This window comes from Cytobacillus mangrovibacter (assembly GCF_042865275.1).
Lineage (GTDB): Bacteria > Bacillota > Bacilli > Bacillales > Cytobacillaceae > Cytobacillus > Cytobacillus mangrovibacter.
This window is the reverse complement of the sequence record NZ_JBIACJ010000006.1, coordinates 1-15692: the sequence shown is the minus strand read 5'-3', so window position 1 is coordinate 15692 and position 15692 is coordinate 1. Positions and strand designations below refer to the sequence as shown.

The 15692-nt window shown below is 40.8% G+C and carries 14 protein-coding genes, 2 rRNA genes and 1 riboswitch; of the genes, 1 reads left to right on the top strand and 15 read right to left on the bottom strand.

Annotated features, from left to right (window positions below; genetic code table 11):
- Window positions 1-32: 32 nt before the first annotated feature.
- From purH to ACFYKT_RS12015, 13 genes are all read right to left on the bottom strand, one after another.
- Window positions 33-1568 (bottom strand): bifunctional phosphoribosylaminoimidazolecarboxamide formyltransferase/IMP cyclohydrolase, encoded by a 1536-nt coding sequence (purH, locus tag ACFYKT_RS12075; RefSeq protein WP_389219796.1) that lies wholly within the window; start codon window positions 1566-1568, stop codon window positions 33-35.
- Between the two features lie 35 nt (window positions 1569-1603).
- Entirely contained in the window at window positions 1604-2173 is a 570-nt protein-coding gene (purN, locus tag ACFYKT_RS12070; RefSeq protein WP_389219794.1) for a phosphoribosylglycinamide formyltransferase, read from the bottom strand.
- On the bottom strand, window positions 2170-3207 hold the full coding sequence (gene purM, locus ACFYKT_RS12065; RefSeq protein WP_389219792.1) for a phosphoribosylformylglycinamidine cyclo-ligase: 1038 nt from the start codon (window positions 3205-3207) through the stop codon (window positions 2170-2172). Before purM ends, purN begins: the two co-directional genes overlap by 4 nt.
- Before the next feature lie 109 nt (window positions 3208-3316).
- The gene (gene purF, locus ACFYKT_RS12060) at window positions 3317-4732 is read right to left on the bottom strand and encodes an amidophosphoribosyltransferase (protein WP_389219790.1); all 1416 of its coding nucleotides are present in this window, start codon (window positions 4730-4732) and stop codon (window positions 3317-3319) included.
- Complete coding sequence (gene purL / locus ACFYKT_RS12055) at window positions 4717-6933, bottom strand: phosphoribosylformylglycinamidine synthase subunit PurL (protein WP_389219788.1); 2217 nt, start codon at window positions 6931-6933, stop codon at window positions 4717-4719. The genes purF and purL overlap by 16 nt, the downstream gene beginning before the upstream one ends.
- Window positions 6917-7603 (bottom strand): phosphoribosylformylglycinamidine synthase subunit PurQ, encoded by a 687-nt coding sequence (gene purQ, locus ACFYKT_RS12050; protein WP_389219786.1) that lies wholly within the window; start codon window positions 7601-7603, stop codon window positions 6917-6919. The genes purL and purQ overlap by 17 nt, the downstream gene beginning before the upstream one ends.
- Window positions 7600-7854 (bottom strand): phosphoribosylformylglycinamidine synthase subunit PurS, encoded by a 255-nt coding sequence (gene purS / locus ACFYKT_RS12045; RefSeq protein ID WP_389219784.1) that lies wholly within the window; start codon window positions 7852-7854, stop codon window positions 7600-7602. Before purS ends, purQ begins: the two co-directional genes overlap by 4 nt.
- Window positions 7842-8567 (bottom strand): phosphoribosylaminoimidazolesuccinocarboxamide synthase, encoded by a 726-nt coding sequence (gene purC / locus ACFYKT_RS12040; RefSeq protein WP_389219782.1) that lies wholly within the window; start codon window positions 8565-8567, stop codon window positions 7842-7844. Before purC ends, purS begins: the two co-directional genes overlap by 13 nt.
- A gap of 106 nt (window positions 8568-8673) precedes the next feature.
- Window positions 8674-9966, bottom strand: a complete 1293-nt coding sequence (gene purB, locus ACFYKT_RS12035; protein WP_389219780.1) for an adenylosuccinate lyase — start codon at window positions 9964-9966, stop codon at window positions 8674-8676.
- 3 nt (window positions 9967-9969) lie between these two features.
- Window positions 9970-11124: a 5-(carboxyamino)imidazole ribonucleotide synthase gene (gene purK / locus ACFYKT_RS12030; RefSeq protein WP_389220321.1), complete on the bottom strand. Its 1155-nt coding sequence runs from the start codon at window positions 11122-11124 to the stop codon at window positions 9970-9972.
- Window positions 11111-11599: a 5-(carboxyamino)imidazole ribonucleotide mutase gene (gene purE / locus ACFYKT_RS12025; protein ID WP_389219778.1), complete on the bottom strand. Its 489-nt coding sequence runs from the start codon at window positions 11597-11599 to the stop codon at window positions 11111-11113. Before purE ends, purK begins: the two co-directional genes overlap by 14 nt.
- A gap of 178 nt (window positions 11600-11777) precedes the next feature.
- Window positions 11778-11879, bottom strand: a riboswitch (purine riboswitch).
- A gap of 90 nt (window positions 11880-11969) precedes the next feature.
- A complete protein-coding gene (locus tag ACFYKT_RS12020) occupies window positions 11970-12176 on the bottom strand; it encodes an NETI motif-containing protein (protein WP_389219776.1) in 207 nt (68 codons plus the stop codon).
- Window positions 12169-12714, bottom strand: coding sequence for a DUF2179 domain-containing protein (locus tag ACFYKT_RS12015; protein ID WP_389219775.1), 546 nt, complete (start codon window positions 12712-12714; stop codon window positions 12169-12171). The genes ACFYKT_RS12020 and ACFYKT_RS12015 overlap by 8 nt, the downstream gene beginning before the upstream one ends.
- A gap of 351 nt (window positions 12715-13065) precedes the next feature.
- Between ACFYKT_RS12015 and ACFYKT_RS12010 the strand changes: the two genes are divergently transcribed.
- Entirely contained in the window at window positions 13066-14889 is a 1824-nt protein-coding gene (locus ACFYKT_RS12010) for a dihydroorotate dehydrogenase (RefSeq protein ID WP_389219773.1), read from the top strand.
- 311 nt (window positions 14890-15200) lie between these two features.
- On the opposite strand, the gene rrf is transcribed toward ACFYKT_RS12010, so the two are convergent.
- Window positions 15201-15317, bottom strand: a 5S ribosomal RNA gene (gene rrf, locus ACFYKT_RS12005).
- 202 nt (window positions 15318-15519) lie between these two features.
- Window positions 15520-15692 (bottom strand): 23S ribosomal RNA (locus ACFYKT_RS12000); the annotation flags it as partial.

Sequence of the window (15692 nt, the reverse complement as noted above, 5' to 3'; positions counted from 1 at the left end):
ATCTGCACACCTCCGATATTTTTACACAGTCCTTAATGTTTAAAATGCCTTACTCCTGTGAAGACCATAGCAATCCCATACTCATCTGCTTTTTTGATCGAATCCTCATCACGCACAGACCCGCCAGGCTGAATAATAGCTGTAATTCCTGCTTTCGCGGCAGCCTCAACCGTATCATTCATCGGAAAGAAAGCATCAGATGCCATGACTGCCCCAACCGCTTTTTCTCCTGCCTGCTCAAGGGCAATCTTAGCTGCTCCGACCCGGTTCATTTGTCCAGCACCAATCCCCAATGTCCTATCTGCATTATTGACAACAATGGCATTCGATTTCACATGCTTAACAACCTTCCAGCCAAGATTGAGCGCTTTCCATTCCTCTTCAGAAGGCTCTCTGCTTGTTGCTACCGATAGAGTTGCATCATCTATTGTGTACCCATCAGCTTGCTGGACGAGCAATCCGCCTTCAATGGAAGTAAGTTTCACTTCCGCTTTCTCATTTGTTTGAAAAGGAATCGTTAATAGGCGAAGATTCTTTTTCCCTGTTAAAATAGCTAAAGCTTCTTTTGTAAAAGCTGGAGCAATAATAATCTCAAGGAAGATTTCGTATAGCTTGTGAGCCGTTTCCTCATCCACCTCTCGATTAAAGGCAATAATTCCGCCAAAAATAGAGATAGGATCGGCTGCAAATGCCTTTGAGAACGCATCATAAACAGTTGTTCCGCTACCTACGCCACAAGGATTCATATGCTTGACTGCTACAGCGGCAGGTTCAGTAAATTCTTTCACAATCTGAAGGGCAGCATCTGCATCATTAATATTATTGTAGGAAAGCTCTTTCCCATGCAGTTGCTCTGCATTTGCAATTGAAAAGTCAGAGCCTAAAGGCTTGCGGTAAAAAGCTGCCTTTTGATGAGGGTTTTCTCCATATCTAAGCGATTGCTTTAATTCATATGTAACCGTCAGCTTTTCAGGTGCTTCTTCGTTCGTAAGCTTTGTCATATACTCAGCAATCATTGCATCATAGGCAGCCGTATGACGGAACACTTTTGCAGCAAGCTTTCGGCGCGTTTCTTTTTCCACTTCTCCTGTTTCCTTTAATTGGGCTAAAACGGTCTGATAGTCAACTGGATCAACAACAACTGTTACATACTCATGATTTTTTGCAGATGCCCGCAGCATTGCAGGTCCGCCAATATCAATGTTTTCAATGGCATCATCAACCGTTACATCTGGTTTCGCAATCGTTTGCTGAAATGGATATAGATTAACGCAAACTAGTTGAATTGGCTGAATTTGATGTTCTTCAAGCTGCTTCTTATGACTAGGCTCATTAAATTTTGCAAGCAGACCACCATGAATCATTGGATTTAATGTCTTTACCCGGCCTTCTAGAATTTCAGGAAATCCAGTTACATCACTAACTCCAACTACTGGTACACCAACTTCTTCTAAAGCCTTCTTCGTACCGCCTGTCGAAATGATCTCAAAGCCTAGCTCACTTAATTGCTGTGCAAATTCAGTTACACCATTTTTATCTGAAACACTAATTAGCGCTCGTTTTTTCATCTGTCATCCTCCTAGATCGTACGTAGATAGATGTTCTAATCTCTATTTATCAAACTCTGCAATACTGCCGGATATAGCTTATGTTCAACCTCATGTATTTTGGCTTGAAGACTTTCAAGGGTTTCCCCTTCACTAAGCAGAACAGATTCTTGAGCAATAATTGGACCAGTATCCATTCCTTCATCGACAAAATGAATCGTTACACCACTTACGCTTACATTCGCGTTAAGCGCTTGACCAATTGCATCCTTTCCAGGAAAAGCGGGTAAAAGAGAGGGGTGAATATTAATAATCCTGCCCTCGTATGCTTTTAGAAGTGTTGGACCAATGAGTCGCATATAGCCTGCTAGGACTACATAATCCACCTCAAGTTCTTTTAATTTCTGCAAAATCTCAGTCTCGTAATCTTCTTTACTCACATACTCTTTTGCAGAAAAAACAAATGGTAGAATCCCTTCACTGTTGGCTCTTTTAATACTGTAAGCACCAGGACGATCACAAACGAGCAGCTCAATTTCAGCGGAAAGCTTACCCGCTTTTACTTCATCCAAAATTGCCTGAAAGTTCGTACCGCTTCCAGAAGCAAATATAGCAATCTTTTTCATCGGTTCCCCCTACAAACTTCAACACCTGTTCCCTCTACTACTTTACCGATTATATAAGCTTTCTCACCTTGACGATTAAAATGGGCAATCACTTCATTTGCGATTTCCTCATCTACCGCAACAACCATCCCTGTTCCCATATTAAAAATATTGTACATTTCCTGACGGTCCAGTTCACCGATTTCCTCCATCAATCTAAAGACAGCAGGAACTTCCCAGTTACTCTCAATCAGTTCCGCACCAAGGCCTTCTGGGAGCATACGCGGGATATTTTCAATGAATCCGCCGCCAGTAATATGAGCCAATCCTTTTAATTCGAATTGTTTCATTGCTGATAAAATTGATTTCACATAAATTCTTGTCGGACGAAGTAATTCTTCTCCTAATGTGCAGCCTAGCGTATCTACATACTCTGTTAATTCCATATTCGCTTTCTCAAAAAATAGTTTTCTAACAAGCGAATATCCATTGCTATGGATTCCGTTAGAAGCTAAACCGATCAATACATCTCCGGATTTTATTTTCTTTCCGTCAATCAGCTTTGATTTCTCACAAGCACCAACTGAAAAACCGGCAAGATCATATTCGTCCTCACTATACATACCAGGCATTTCTGCTGTTTCACCACCAACAAGCGCACAGCCTGCCTGTTCACAGCCTTCTGAAATCCCCTTCACAATCGCTTCGATTCTTGTCGGATCTGCTTTTCCACAAGCGATATAATCTAAGAAATAGAGCGGTTCCGCCCCTTGCACAACAATATCATTTACACACATGGCGACTGCATCAATCCCGATCGTATCGTGCTGATCCATCATAAAAGCTAGCATTAGCTTTGTTCCGACTCCATCGGTACCCGATACTAGAACCGGCTCTTTTAAGTTTAAGACCGATAAATCAAACATGCCGCCAAAACCGCCTAGGCCGCCCATCACACCAGGACGCACAGTCTTTTGAACATGTTTCTTCATCCGAGATACCGCCTCATATCCTGCTTCAATGTTCACTCCGGCTTGTTTATAAGCATTCGCCATCTTGATCCTCCTCTTTTGTTGAAAACAAAAGCGACATCCTGCAATGCCGCTCTTTCTTTTTTATCGCAAATTAATAGGCTTTATAGCCCCCACTGACCTATGTTTCACTTTATCGAACAGTTTCAAAAGGTTCTAATGCATCGGGATAAATCTCTGTCGGATATTTACCGGTAAAGCAAGCAAGACAGGAACCGCGTGTTTCTCCATCTTCCTTTCGCCCGATCGCTTCAACCATTCCTTCTACACTAAGAAAGGTAAGGGAATCTGCCCCAATTAATTCTCTAATTTCCTCAACGGAATGATTAGCAGCAATTAACTCTTCCTTTTTCGATGTATCAATGCCATAGAAACACGGATTCTTAATAGGAGGTGAACTGATTAGCACATGTACCTCTGTTGCACCTGCTTCTTTCAGCATCGAAACGATTCTTCTGCTTGTCGTTCCACGAACAATGGAATCATCGACCATGACGACTCTTTTCCCTTCTACAACACCCCGAACAGGAGAAAGCTTCATTTTAACGCCCTGCTCCCTTAAAGATTGTGATGGCTGAATGAAGGTACGGCCAACATATTTGTTCTTGATTAGTCCCATTTCGTACGGAATGCCAGAGGCCTCTGCATAGCCAATCGCAACTGAAATACTTGAATCTGGAACACCCGTGACAACATCTGCTTCAACAGGAACCTCAATCGCCAATTGCTTACCAAGGTTTTTCCTTGCTGTATGAACATTAATGCCATTAATATTACTATCTGGACGGGAAAAATAAACATACTCCATCGTGCACATAGCAATATTTGATGCAAAGGCAAACATTTCTGAACGGAATCCATTGTCGTCAATAATGAGCAATTCACCTGGCAGTACATCGCGAACAAATTCTGCTCCGACGATATCAAAAGCACAAGTTTCCGATGCTACAACATAGGCATCTCCTATTTTACCTAAAGAAAGTGGTCTCATTCCGTTTGGATCGAGTGCTACCATCAATTCTGTTTCTGTCATTATGAGAAAGGCATAGGCACCCTTAACCATGGAAAGTGCATTTTTCACCCTATCCTTAAAGGAAGAAAATCCTCCTCTTTTAATTAAATGTGCCAACACTTCAGTATCCGAGCTTGTTTGAAAAATACTTCCTTGAGCTTCAAGCTGACTTCTTAGAGCAGTAGCATTAATCAGGTTGCCGTTATGACAAAGAGACAGACTTCCACTTTGAGAGTTAAATAGCAGCGGCTGGACATTCTCATAACCGCCACCGCCAGCTGTTGCATACCTGACATGCCCAATAGCCGCTTTTCCTTCAAGCTCCTGAATGACTTCCGAGGTAAAAATCTCTGTAACGAGTCCTTCGCCTTTTTTTCCGATAAGCTTCTTACCATCTGTTACGACAATACCTGTGCCTTCTTGACCGCGGTGCTGCAAGCTATGCAGCCCATAATAAGTAATTTGTGATGCTTCAGGATGTCCCCAGACACCAAAAATCCCGCATTCCTCATTCAATCCTTTTATTTCAGCAAGCATGGGATTGCTCCTTTCCAGGCTTTCTTCAGCACGGCAACCTGCTCAGTTAGCACAAGCCCTTCCTCTGAAGAAATTTGAAGAACAGGCAAATCAGTTACTTCTCCGATTAACTTCGCATCTACTAAACTTTCAAATGCTTGTTGATGCTCTTTTTTCACAGAAAGCACGAAGCGAGATTGCGATTCACTAAATAAAGCAGAAACTGTGTTACCAGCAATTTTTATATTGGCTCCAAGATTTTTCGAACCGATGAGGCTTTCGGCAACAGAAACGGCCAGCCCGCCTTCTGCTACATCATGTGCAGAAGCAACAAGACGCTCACGAATTGCTTTTAATACTTGGCTTTGGTAGGCAGCTTCTTTTTCTAAATCAAGCTCAGGTGCTTTTCCAAAAATCTTTCCATATGTCAGCTTTTGCAGCTCGCTGCCTCCAAATTCATCCTTCGTTTCGCCTAAAAGATAAATGAGATCCCCTGCTTCTTTAAAGCTTTGAGTTGTGGCATGCTCAATATCAGCAACAAGTCCGACCATTCCAATAACTGGTGTAGGATAAATCGCCGCTCCATTCGTTTCGTTATATAATGAAACATTTCCGCCAATGACAGGCGTATTTAACGTCCGGCATGCTTCACTTATGCCATCAGCTGACTTTTCAATCTGCCAGAAGATTTCAGGCTTCTCAGGATTGCCGAAGTTTAAGTTATCAGTAATCGCTAAAGGCTCACCGCCAGAACAAACGATATTTCTTGCTGCTTCTGCAACAGCAATCTTCCCGCCTGTCTCCGGATCTAAATACATATAGCGGGAATTACAATCCGTCGTCATCGCAAGCCCTTTTCGTGTACCGCGAATTCGAATGACAGCCGCATCTGAGCCTGGCGCTACAACAGTATTCGTACGAACCATATAATCATACTGATCATAGACCCATTCTTTGCTTGCAATTGTCGGCTGTTGAAGCAATTTCATTAATGTTTCCTTAGGATCATCGACTGCTGGAATATCATTTTCCATCATCTGAAACTCACGGTAATATTCAGGTTCCTGAGATGGCTTATGATAAACAGGCGCCTCTTCAGCAAGCGCATCTGCTGGAACATTTGCAACAATTTCTCCATTGTGGATAAGGCGCAGCATTTTATCATCTGTAACCGTGCCAATTGCAACAGCTTCCAAATCGTATTTAGAAAAAAGGTCAACAATCTCTTGCTCCCTGCCTTTTCTTACGACAATAAGCATTCGTTCCTGAGATTCAGAAAGCATCATTTCATAGGCAGTCATGCCTGTTTCCCTTTGTGGCACAAGGTCAAGATTCATTTCAATACCTGAGCCTGCTTTACTCGCCATTTCCGCGGATGAGCTTGTTAAACCTGCTGCACCCATATCCTGAATGCCGACAAGAGCATCTGACTTCACTAGCTCTAAACATGCTTCAAGTAAAAGCTTCTCCATGAAAGGGTCTCCTACTTGAACGGCTGGACGCTTCTCCTCTGATTGATCTGTTAGCTCCTCAGAAGCAAAAGTTGCCCCATGGATTCCGTCACGGCCAGTCTTCGCACCGACATACATGACAGTATTTCCGATACCATGAGCCTGCCCCTTTTGAATATCCTTATGGTCAATTAACCCGACACACATGGCATTGACTAATGGATTTCCTTCATAGGCTGATTCAAATTGAATTTCCCCACCGACTGTCGGAATTCCAATACAGTTACCATAACCGGCAATTCCAGCAACCACTTCTTTAAAAAGGTACTTCGTACGCGCATTATCCAGTTCGCCAAAGCGTAAAGAATTTAGCATGGCAACAGGACGTGCGCCCATTGAAAAGACATCACGAATAATACCGCCAACCCCTGTCGCTGCGCCTTGATATGGCTCAATTGCTGAAGGATGATTATGACTTTCAATTTTGAAAACAACAGCCTGCTCGTCACCAATATCAACAATCCCAGCACCTTCACCAGGTCCTTGAAGTACCTTCTCTCCTGTTGTTGGGAACTTTTTCAAGACAGGCTTCGAATTTTTATAGCTGCAGTGCTCTGACCACATGACAGAGAACAGGCCAATTTCTGTATAATTCGGCAGACGCCCGAGAATCTTTTCAATCATCGCAAATTCTTCATCCGACAATCCCATTTCTTTGTAAACCTGCTGTGCCTTTAATTGTTCTGGATTTGGTTCAAGCATTAACGACATGTGCTTCCCTCCATTGTTTTACGATCGATTGAAAAAGTTTCAAGCCATCTGCGAAGCCCAAGAGCTCATCTACTGCACGCTCAGGATGGGGCATCATTCCAAGGACATTTCCTTTTTCATTAATTATTCCAGCGATATCTGCTAAACTGCCATTTGGGTTGGTTCCACTGTATGTGAATACAATTTGATTATTAGCTTTCAGCTTTGCTAGTGTCTCTTCATCACAATAATAATTTCCTTCACCATGAGCGATTGGAATCGTAATCACTTCATTGCTTTCATATGCGGATGAAAACATCGTCTTGTTATTTTCCACTTGTAATTCAACTGAGCGGCAAATAAACTTTAAGCTTTCATTTCGTTTCATTGCTCCAGGCAAAAGACCTGCTTCTAATAAAATCTGGAATCCATTGCATACGCCTAATACCGGCTTTCCAGCCTCTGCCGCCTTCACGACTTCCTTCATCACATTACTAAAGCGTGCGATTGCTCCGGAACGCAGATAATCACCATATGAAAATCCACCCGGAAGAAGAATTCCATCAAACTCATCTAAGCTTTCTCTGTCATGCCAAACATATTCCACCTCAGCGCCAAGTTCATCCTTCACAGCATGATACATGTCTACGTCACAATTCGATCCTGGAAAAACAATGACCGCAAATTTCACTGAGCAACAGCCTCCTCAATTTCATAACGGTAATCTTCAATCACAACATTAGCCAAGAGGCGTTCGCACATTTCCTTTACAGCCTCTTCAACTGGGCGGTTGCTCTTTTCAATAGTAAGCTCCATATACTTACCGATACGTACATCAGATACTTCACTATAGTTCATGGAATGCAGAGAATTTTTTACCACTGTTCCTTGAGGATCTAAAACACTTTCTCTTAAAGTGACGAATACTTTTACTTTATACATACTGATTGGCCTCCCAGTCTCGCTAAAATAGTTTCATATGCATCTGTTAAATTCCCAAGGTCTCTACGGAATACATCTTTATCTAGCTTCTCATTCGTTTTGTCATCCCAAAGCCTGCATGTATCAGGTGAGATTTCATCTGCAAGCAAAATGTTTCCATTTTCGTCTTTTCCAAACTCCAGCTTAAAGTCAACAAGGCGGATACCAAGCTCTTTAAATAGTCCCGATAACACGGTGTTTACTTGAAGTGCTTTTTCTTTTAAAATTGCCACTTCGTCGATGTTGGCGAGCTGAAGGATTTCAATATGATCTTCTGTTAGCAGCGGGTCTCCCAGCGCGTCGTCTTTATAATAAAACTCGACGATCGGTCTTGCTAATTTGGTGCCTTCCTCTACTCCCAGCCTCTTGGCAAAGCTTCCCGCAGAAAGATTGCGAACAACGGTTTCAAGCGGAATGATTTCTACCTTTTTGACAAGCTGCTCTGTTTCTGAAACCTTTTTAATGAAGTGAGAATCAATTCCAAGCGCTTGAATCTTAGAAAATAGTAAACTAGTAATCTCATTATTTAAGCGGCCTTTTCCAGCAATACTGGCTTTCTTCTCTCCGTTAAAAGCTGTTGCTGAATCCTTATATTCAACCCAAACGATGTCATCATTATTTGTTTGATATACTTTTTTCGCCTTGCCTTCATATAACAATGTTCCTTTTTCCACTTGGAAACCCACCTCTTCAAGAAAATTGGGAATATTTTAACTATTTTTCATACTTTTTGGATATTTAATAAGAGGTAAAGTTTGAGCTTTACCTCTTATTTGATTGTTATAAGCCTAAACGCTCAAAAATTGTATCTACATGTTTAATATGGTAGTTGTAGTCGAAGCAATCATCGATTTCCGCTTCAGAAAGCTTAGCTGCAATGATTTCATCCTGTTCAATCAAGCTGCGGAAATGAACTTGCTTTTCCCATGCTTCCATTGCTCTTGGCTGTACTGTGTCATAAGCTTCTTCACGTGTTAATCCTTTATCAATTAAGGCAAGAAGGACACGCTGTGAGTAGATTAAGCCAAGTGTACGATCCATATTGCGCTTCATATTTTCAGGGAAGACCGTTAAGTTCTTCACAATATTGCCGAAACGGTTCAGCATATAATTTAACGCAATCGTTGCATCTGGAAGGATGATTCTTTCAGCAGATGAGTGGGAAATATCGCGCTCATGCCATAATGAAACATTTTCATATGCTGTCATCATGTAGCCACGGATGACACGCGCCAGGCCAGTCATATTTTCTGAGCCAATCGGATTGCGTTTATGCGGCATTGCAGACGAACCTTTTTGACCCTTTGCAAAAAACTCTTCCACTTCACGTGTTTCACTTTTTTGTAGGCCACGAACCTCAGTAGCAAATTTTTCAATGGAAGTGGCAACTAGTGCAAGTGCCCCCATATAATGCGCATGACGGTCACGCTGCAATGTTTGTGTTGAAATTGGTGCTGGCTGCAGGCCAAGCTTTTCACATACGTATTGTTCAACGAATGGATCGATATTTGCATACGTTCCAACTGCTCCAGAAATTTTACCGAATTCCACACCTGCTGCTGCCTCTTTAAAGCGGTCAAGGTTTCGCTTCATTTCTTCATACCAGAGGGCAAGCTTTAACCCAAAAGTTGTCGGCTCTGCATGGACACCATGTGTGCGCCCCATCATAACAGTATGCTTATGCTCTTTTGCTTTATTTTTCAAAATCTCAACGAAGCGTTCTAAATCTTTAAGAAGAATATTATTCGCTTGCTTAATTAAGTAGGAAAGTGCTGTATCTACCACGTCAGTTGATGTTAAGCCGTAGTGAACCCATTTGCGTTCTTCACCAAGTGTTTCTGATACCGCACGTGTGAATGCAACAACATCATGTCTTGTTTCTTCTTCAATTTCTTTTATGCGGTTAATATCAAATGAAGCTTTTTCACGGATTTTTTGAACATCCTCTTTAGGGATATCCCCCAACTCCGCCCATGCCTCACATGCTAGAATTTCAACCTCCAGCCAAGCTTGGAAGCGATTTTCCTCCGTCCAAATGGCCCCCATCTCGGGTCTTGTATAACGTTCAATCATGTTTTATCCTCCGATCTTTTCTGTTACATCAGACCATATAGCACTTTTCTCTATTTCAGCCAGTGCTTCTTCAACTGAATTACGTAAAAGCGTGACATGGCCCATCTTACGTTTATATTTGGCATCCCTTTTTCCGTACAAATGAATTTTCCAGTCGGTTAGTGAAGGAACATTTTCTATTATTCCCTGCTGATGTTCACCTAATATATTAACCATAACTGCTGGTTTTAATAGCGCAGTCTGACCGAGCGGCCAATTACAGATCGAACGAATATGCTGTTCAAATTGAGAGGTTTCACACGCTTCAATGGAATAGTGCCCTGAATTATGAGGCCGTGGAGCCAGCTCATTTATGTAAATTTGGTCATCCTTCGTCAGAAACATCTCTACAGCTAATGTTCCGACGAGACCTAGCTCACAGGCAAGCTGCTTTGCCGCTTGAATTGCCTTTTCCTCTGCATTCTTTGTTATTCTTGCCGGCACAATCGTCTGGTGAAGAATATTGTCTTTATGAATATTTTCTCCAACTGGGAAAACAGCGATTTCTCCATTGCTGTTTCGGCAAATAATAACGGAAATTTCTTGTTCAAAAGGAATCCATTGTTCAAGCACACAAACGCCCTTTTCGAGAAGCTCAGCTGCCTCATTTATTTCTAGCGTACTTTTAATAACATACTGCCCTTTACCGTCATAGCCGCCTCTGGAAGTCTTTAATACTGCTGGAAGCCCAAGCTTTTCTATATTATCATAAATTTTCTCTCGCGTTTCGATTACGGCATAAGGAGCAACCATTAAACCTGCCTTTTCGATAGCTGCTTTCTCCTTCATGCGATCCTGTGTTATTTCAAGTAATGCAGATCCTTGAGGCACATAGGCATTGCTGCAAAGCCATTCCAAGGCTCCTACACTAATATTCTCAAATTCATATGTGATCACATCACTTACTTTAGCCAATTCCTTAATGGAGATGATGTCATCGTAATCACCGACAATCCTATGGTCAGCCAGTTGTCCGCAAGGTGAATCCTCTGTTGGATCTAGAACAGCAATGCTAAAGCCATTCGCTTTTGCAGCAATGGCCATCATTCTTCCTAGCTGACCTCCACCAATGATGCCAATCGTTTGTCCGGGTAAAATAACTTGATTAGACAAGCTCATCACTACTTTCTAACACTTCCTGCATCGTTTGTGTTCTTTTTTTGTCCAATCGGGCGGCAATTTCGAGATCGTTCGTTCCTAAGATTTGGGCTGCAAGCAGTCCTGCATTCGTCGCACCAGCCTTACCAATAGCAACAGTTGCTACTGGAACCCCTCCTGGCATTTGCACAATGGATAACAATGAATCTAAGCCATTTAACGCTCTGGATTGAACTGGCACACCAATCACAGGAAGTGTTGTTTTCGCTGCAACCATTCCTGGAAGATGAGCAGCTCCCCCAGCACCGGCAATAATTACCTTGATTCCTTTTTCTCTTGCCTCTTCTGCAAATATAAACATAAGATCTGGTGTACGATGAGCAGACACAACCTTTTTTTCATAGCTAATTTCGAGTTCATCTAGAACAGCGCAAGCATGCTTCATTGTTTCCCAATCTGACTTGCTTCCCATAATTACAGCAACCTTCTCCTCCATAATTCCCCTCCAGTTCTCTAGTTATCTATATATATCTTTCATTTAGTTACTTGTAGAAAATATAAAAAGCCCGAACAGATTCTTTCTACTACAATGAGAGAAAGTAATCTGTCCGGGCAAAAATAAGCATAATAAATAGAATAATCCACTAAAGCAGGATATCTTCTTTCATTCGCCGGAAATATCTACTTTCCCTCATAGTCCAATAATTTACGGTTATCGGGTAGAAACTTATGGGCCATATTCCCATTATTATACGAGGGCTATTCAATTCGTTTTTAATTTCTACACTTATCTTAACAACTTTAAGTGAATCCTGTCAACCAATAAATCGAACAATACAAGAAGTCATACATCTATTGTTCGTGTTTTATTGTTGGATTGGTTTCCCTTCAAATATAATTTGCCGTCCTATTGGCTTATAAGTTACTGTGCCATCTTGTTTCACTTCTTCAAAAATAGGCTTTTCCGTCCTTCTCACTGGAATATAACCTGCTTTTTGAATACGATCGAGACAGTGATCAATCGTTTCATTTTCTTGTACTTCAAATAGCATTTTTTGTTTTCCTTTACTCACGAAACAACTTTCCTTTCTTTACTGATTTCACCCAGAAACCTCCATGGATTGTTTTCGGCTCATATGCAATAATAAATGCCTTCGGGTCTAACTCTTTAATTGTTTGATAAAGTTTTAACTCATATTTTCTTGGTGTAAGGATTTGTAATGCCATCCGATCACCTTCCAAGCCATTAGCTGCCCAATTTGTTACCCCATAACCCTTTTCCCGTAAAACTTTTGGTACATCTTTATCATATTCCTTCGTAATTACATTTACAGTAATGTACCCAAGTGCAAGCTTTTCTTCAATCTTCATTCCAACAATCACACCGATTCCATAGCCAAGTGCATAAGCAATCAGATTTTGGATCTCATTCAAATTATCAAGAACAAGTCCCAACCCGATTACATAAATAACGACCTCAATTGTACTAATAAATGCAGCAAGATATCTTTGTCCTTTAAGGGTCAGAATCATCCTAATTGTAAAAAAGGATACATACACAATATTAATGACAAGAATAATTGTGACCATAACAAAGCTGTTCTCAAGCAATGAAAATCCCCCTTTGTAAATGTTGAATTAGAGATGAAGTAAGAGAAATCATTATAGAGTCGAATCCTATTGATTCCTTATTTTACAGAATAAATTCCTTTATGCGAACCATTTATTTTAAATAACAGAAGAATTTTCTAATTACCTTTTATATTAACCTGAATAACAGATCGTTAATCCTTTTTGATCAGCGCCACGATAGCTCGAAAACATAAGTGAAACTCCAGAAGAGGACAGTTTATCCTTTGTATTTAAACATGCTAGAATTAAACTGGAAGTATTCAATACATTTATTTAGAGGGCGATATAGTTAAAAGAGCCACATCATTTTATGTTTAGAAGGTGTTATATATGCCAGACTGGTCTTATCATCCATTAAAAAAGCTTCTACTAAATAAAATGAGCCCAAAAACAAGCCGAGAGTTTATTCATAAATCCATGAGCACCATTGCATCCATTCCTGGCGGTCGAAATCTTATTGATTTTTTAGGACATATGAAAGCCCCACGGGAATTTCATAAGGAAATTCAGCATGCTAAATTTTCATCTCCAATTGGGTTGAGCGGCCATATTGACCCTAATTTGTCAGGTATGAACGCCTTCCAAGAGTTAGGCTTTGGATTTATAGAATTTGGACCCATCGTGTTAAAGGAACCTAAAACACAAAAAGAACCAAGAATTATAAATGGCCAAATTCTGTTTTCTGATCATTATGAGAGAGTTCCTCTCAAACTAGTGATAAAAAAATTAACAAATCTAAACATAAAAACACCTATATTTGCTAAGATAGATCAACAGGTTACGAGATATGAATGGGATATAATTGTGCAGCATTTAACACCTTTTGTGGATGCTTTTATCGGAACAAGTGAACAATTTAATTCGTTTGTTACTAATAGTTTAGAGCGTTCTTTCTATGTCTCATATTCTGCTGATGATAAGAGAAAACTAGAATTAAATATTGAGGAATTCATACACCACCCATGCATTGGCGGTATAGTCATAGATGCTCCTAAACGAACGGAGGACAGCTATTGGCATGAAACTGCAAATGCGAATGAATGCCTAGCTAATACAATTAAACAAGTTAAAGATCTTTACCCTGAACTAATAGTTATCACCTCAGGCGGAGTAGAGACACCAGAGGAAGCTTGTACTTTAGTTCATGCTGGTGCAGAGCTATTGATCCTAACAGATGGCTATGTAAAAGCTGGTCCAGGGTTACCAAAGCGAATTCATGAACGATTATTATATGAAGAAGTCCGACCAATTAAAAAGCAAAACTCGTCTTGGTCATTTCTATTTGGTCTCTCCATCCTAATCGGAGGAATCATTGCCTTATATTTTGCCTTTACGAGTATTATCCTCCCATATGATGAATCATTTATTGGTTTGACAAGAGCCGATCTTTTACAGGTAAACCCACTCATCTTATCCTTCATGTCACATGATCGAATGGCTCTAGCAGGAACAATGATATCTGGAGGAATATTATATATCCAGCTCGCACGGCACGGAATTAAGAATGACCTGCATTGGACTAGGATTGCTTTTCATAGTGCAGCGATCACAGGGTTTATTGGTATCTTTCTTTTTATCGGTTTCGGTTATTTCGATTGGCTGCATGGTTTATTTTGGCTTATTTTATTGCCGATCTATTACTTTAGCTTTAAAGAAGGAAAAAGAATTACAGGTGCCCCTTTTTCCAGCCATGGAAAGAATGATCGAGTGTGGCAATATGGCCTTTATGGTCAGCTGATGTTTATTATGCTAGGATTTTTGATATTAGCAGGCGGTATTGTTATTTCCACCATAGGTGTATCCAAAGTTTTTGTTTCAACTGACCTAAGCTTCTTATGTATGTCACCTCAAATGTTAGATAGCATTAGTAACAATTTGATTTCTGTTATCGCACATGATCGAGCAGGGTTTGGCAGTGCCCTTATAAGTGTTGGTTTACTTGTTTTAATGATTTCCTTGTGGGGTTTCAGAAAAGGGGAGCGCTGGATTTGGAATACTTTATGCTTAGGGGCATTACCAGCGTTTATAGCAGGGATTGGAACACATCTATATATTGGATATACAACTTTCATTCATTTACTTCCTGTTTACTTTTTAGTTATTTTATATTTGTTAGGCTTAGTATTATCTTATCCTTTTCTAAAAAGGAAATAAAGAAAGCCATATCAGCTTTATGAAGTACCATTTTCTTGTTGTTTGAACTCATTTAGGTCTTCATTGGCCTTATGAAGAACCTTTCTTCTCTTGCTTGGGCTAATTTTGTCCTTCATCGAACTGATGAAGGACTTTTTTCTTGTTGTTTAAGCTAATTTCGGCTTTCATCAACCTTATGAAGGCCTTTTTCCATGTTACATATTACAGTTTTGTCCTTCAATACCAAGGACCATTAGTCTCTTCTCACTTTGGCTATCAACGATATCATTTATACTAAAAAAAGAGTACCCACATGGGTACTCTTTTACTTTGCCTGGCGGCGTCCTACTCTCACAAGGGGACAGCCCCTAACTACCATCGGCGCTGAGAAGCTTAACTGCCGTGTTCGGGATGGGAACGGGTGTGACCTTCTCGCTATCGTCACCAGACTATTTTTTTACCTGAGGTTTTGTTCCCTCAAAACTAGATAATGCAGAAGAAGAAGATAGAGTAATCATTTATCGTTTTGTCCAGCTACGGCTCCTAGCTTTTCGGCCGTTTCAATCCATCCCTACAAATCCAAAAGCGGGATTTGCAGTGCTGGCTTTCCAACGTCTCTCAAAGCTGAACAGTCGCCTTCGCCTTTCGTTTTTGGTTAAGTCCTCGACCGATTAGTATTTGTCAGCTCCACGTGTCACCACGCTTCCACCTCAAACCTATCAACCTGATCATCTTTCAGGGGTCTTACTAGCTTGACGCTATGGGAAATCTCATCTCGAGGGGGGCTTCATGCTTAGATGCTTTCAGCACTTATCCCTTCCGCA

Bases quoted from the DNA above. Each gene is read 5' to 3' on its own strand.
- purN (WP_389219794.1), bottom strand. From the start codon at position 2,173: ATGAAAAAGATTGCTATATTTGCTTCTGGAAGCGGTACGAACTTTCAG.
- purH (WP_389219796.1), bottom strand. From the start codon at position 1,568: ATGAAAAAACGAGCGCTAATTAGTGTTTCAGATAAAAATGGTGTAACT.
- purB (WP_389219780.1), bottom strand. From the start codon at position 9,966: ATGATTGAACGTTATACAAGACCCGAGATGGGGGCCATTTGGACGGAG.
- purE (WP_389219778.1), bottom strand. From the start codon at position 11,599: ATGGAGGAGAAGGTTGCTGTAATTATGGGAAGCAAGTCAGATTGGGAA.
- purS (WP_389219784.1), bottom strand. From the start codon at position 7,854: ATGTATAAAGTAAAAGTATTCGTCACTTTAAGAGAAAGTGTTTTAGAT.
- purL (WP_389219788.1), bottom strand. From the start codon at position 6,933: ATGTCGTTAATGCTTGAACCAAATCCAGAACAATTAAAGGCACAGCAG.
- purM (WP_389219792.1), bottom strand. From the start codon at position 3,207: ATGGCGAATGCTTATAAACAAGCCGGAGTGAACATTGAAGCAGGATAT.
- ACFYKT_RS12010 (WP_389219773.1), top strand. From the start codon at position 13,066: ATGCCAGACTGGTCTTATCATCCATTAAAAAAGCTTCTACTAAATAAA.
- purK (WP_389220321.1), bottom strand. From the start codon at position 11,124: ATGAGCTTGTCTAATCAAGTTATTTTACCCGGACAAACGATTGGCATC.
- purF (WP_389219790.1), bottom strand. From the start codon at position 4,732: ATGCTTGCTGAAATAAAAGGATTGAATGAGGAATGCGGGATTTTTGGT.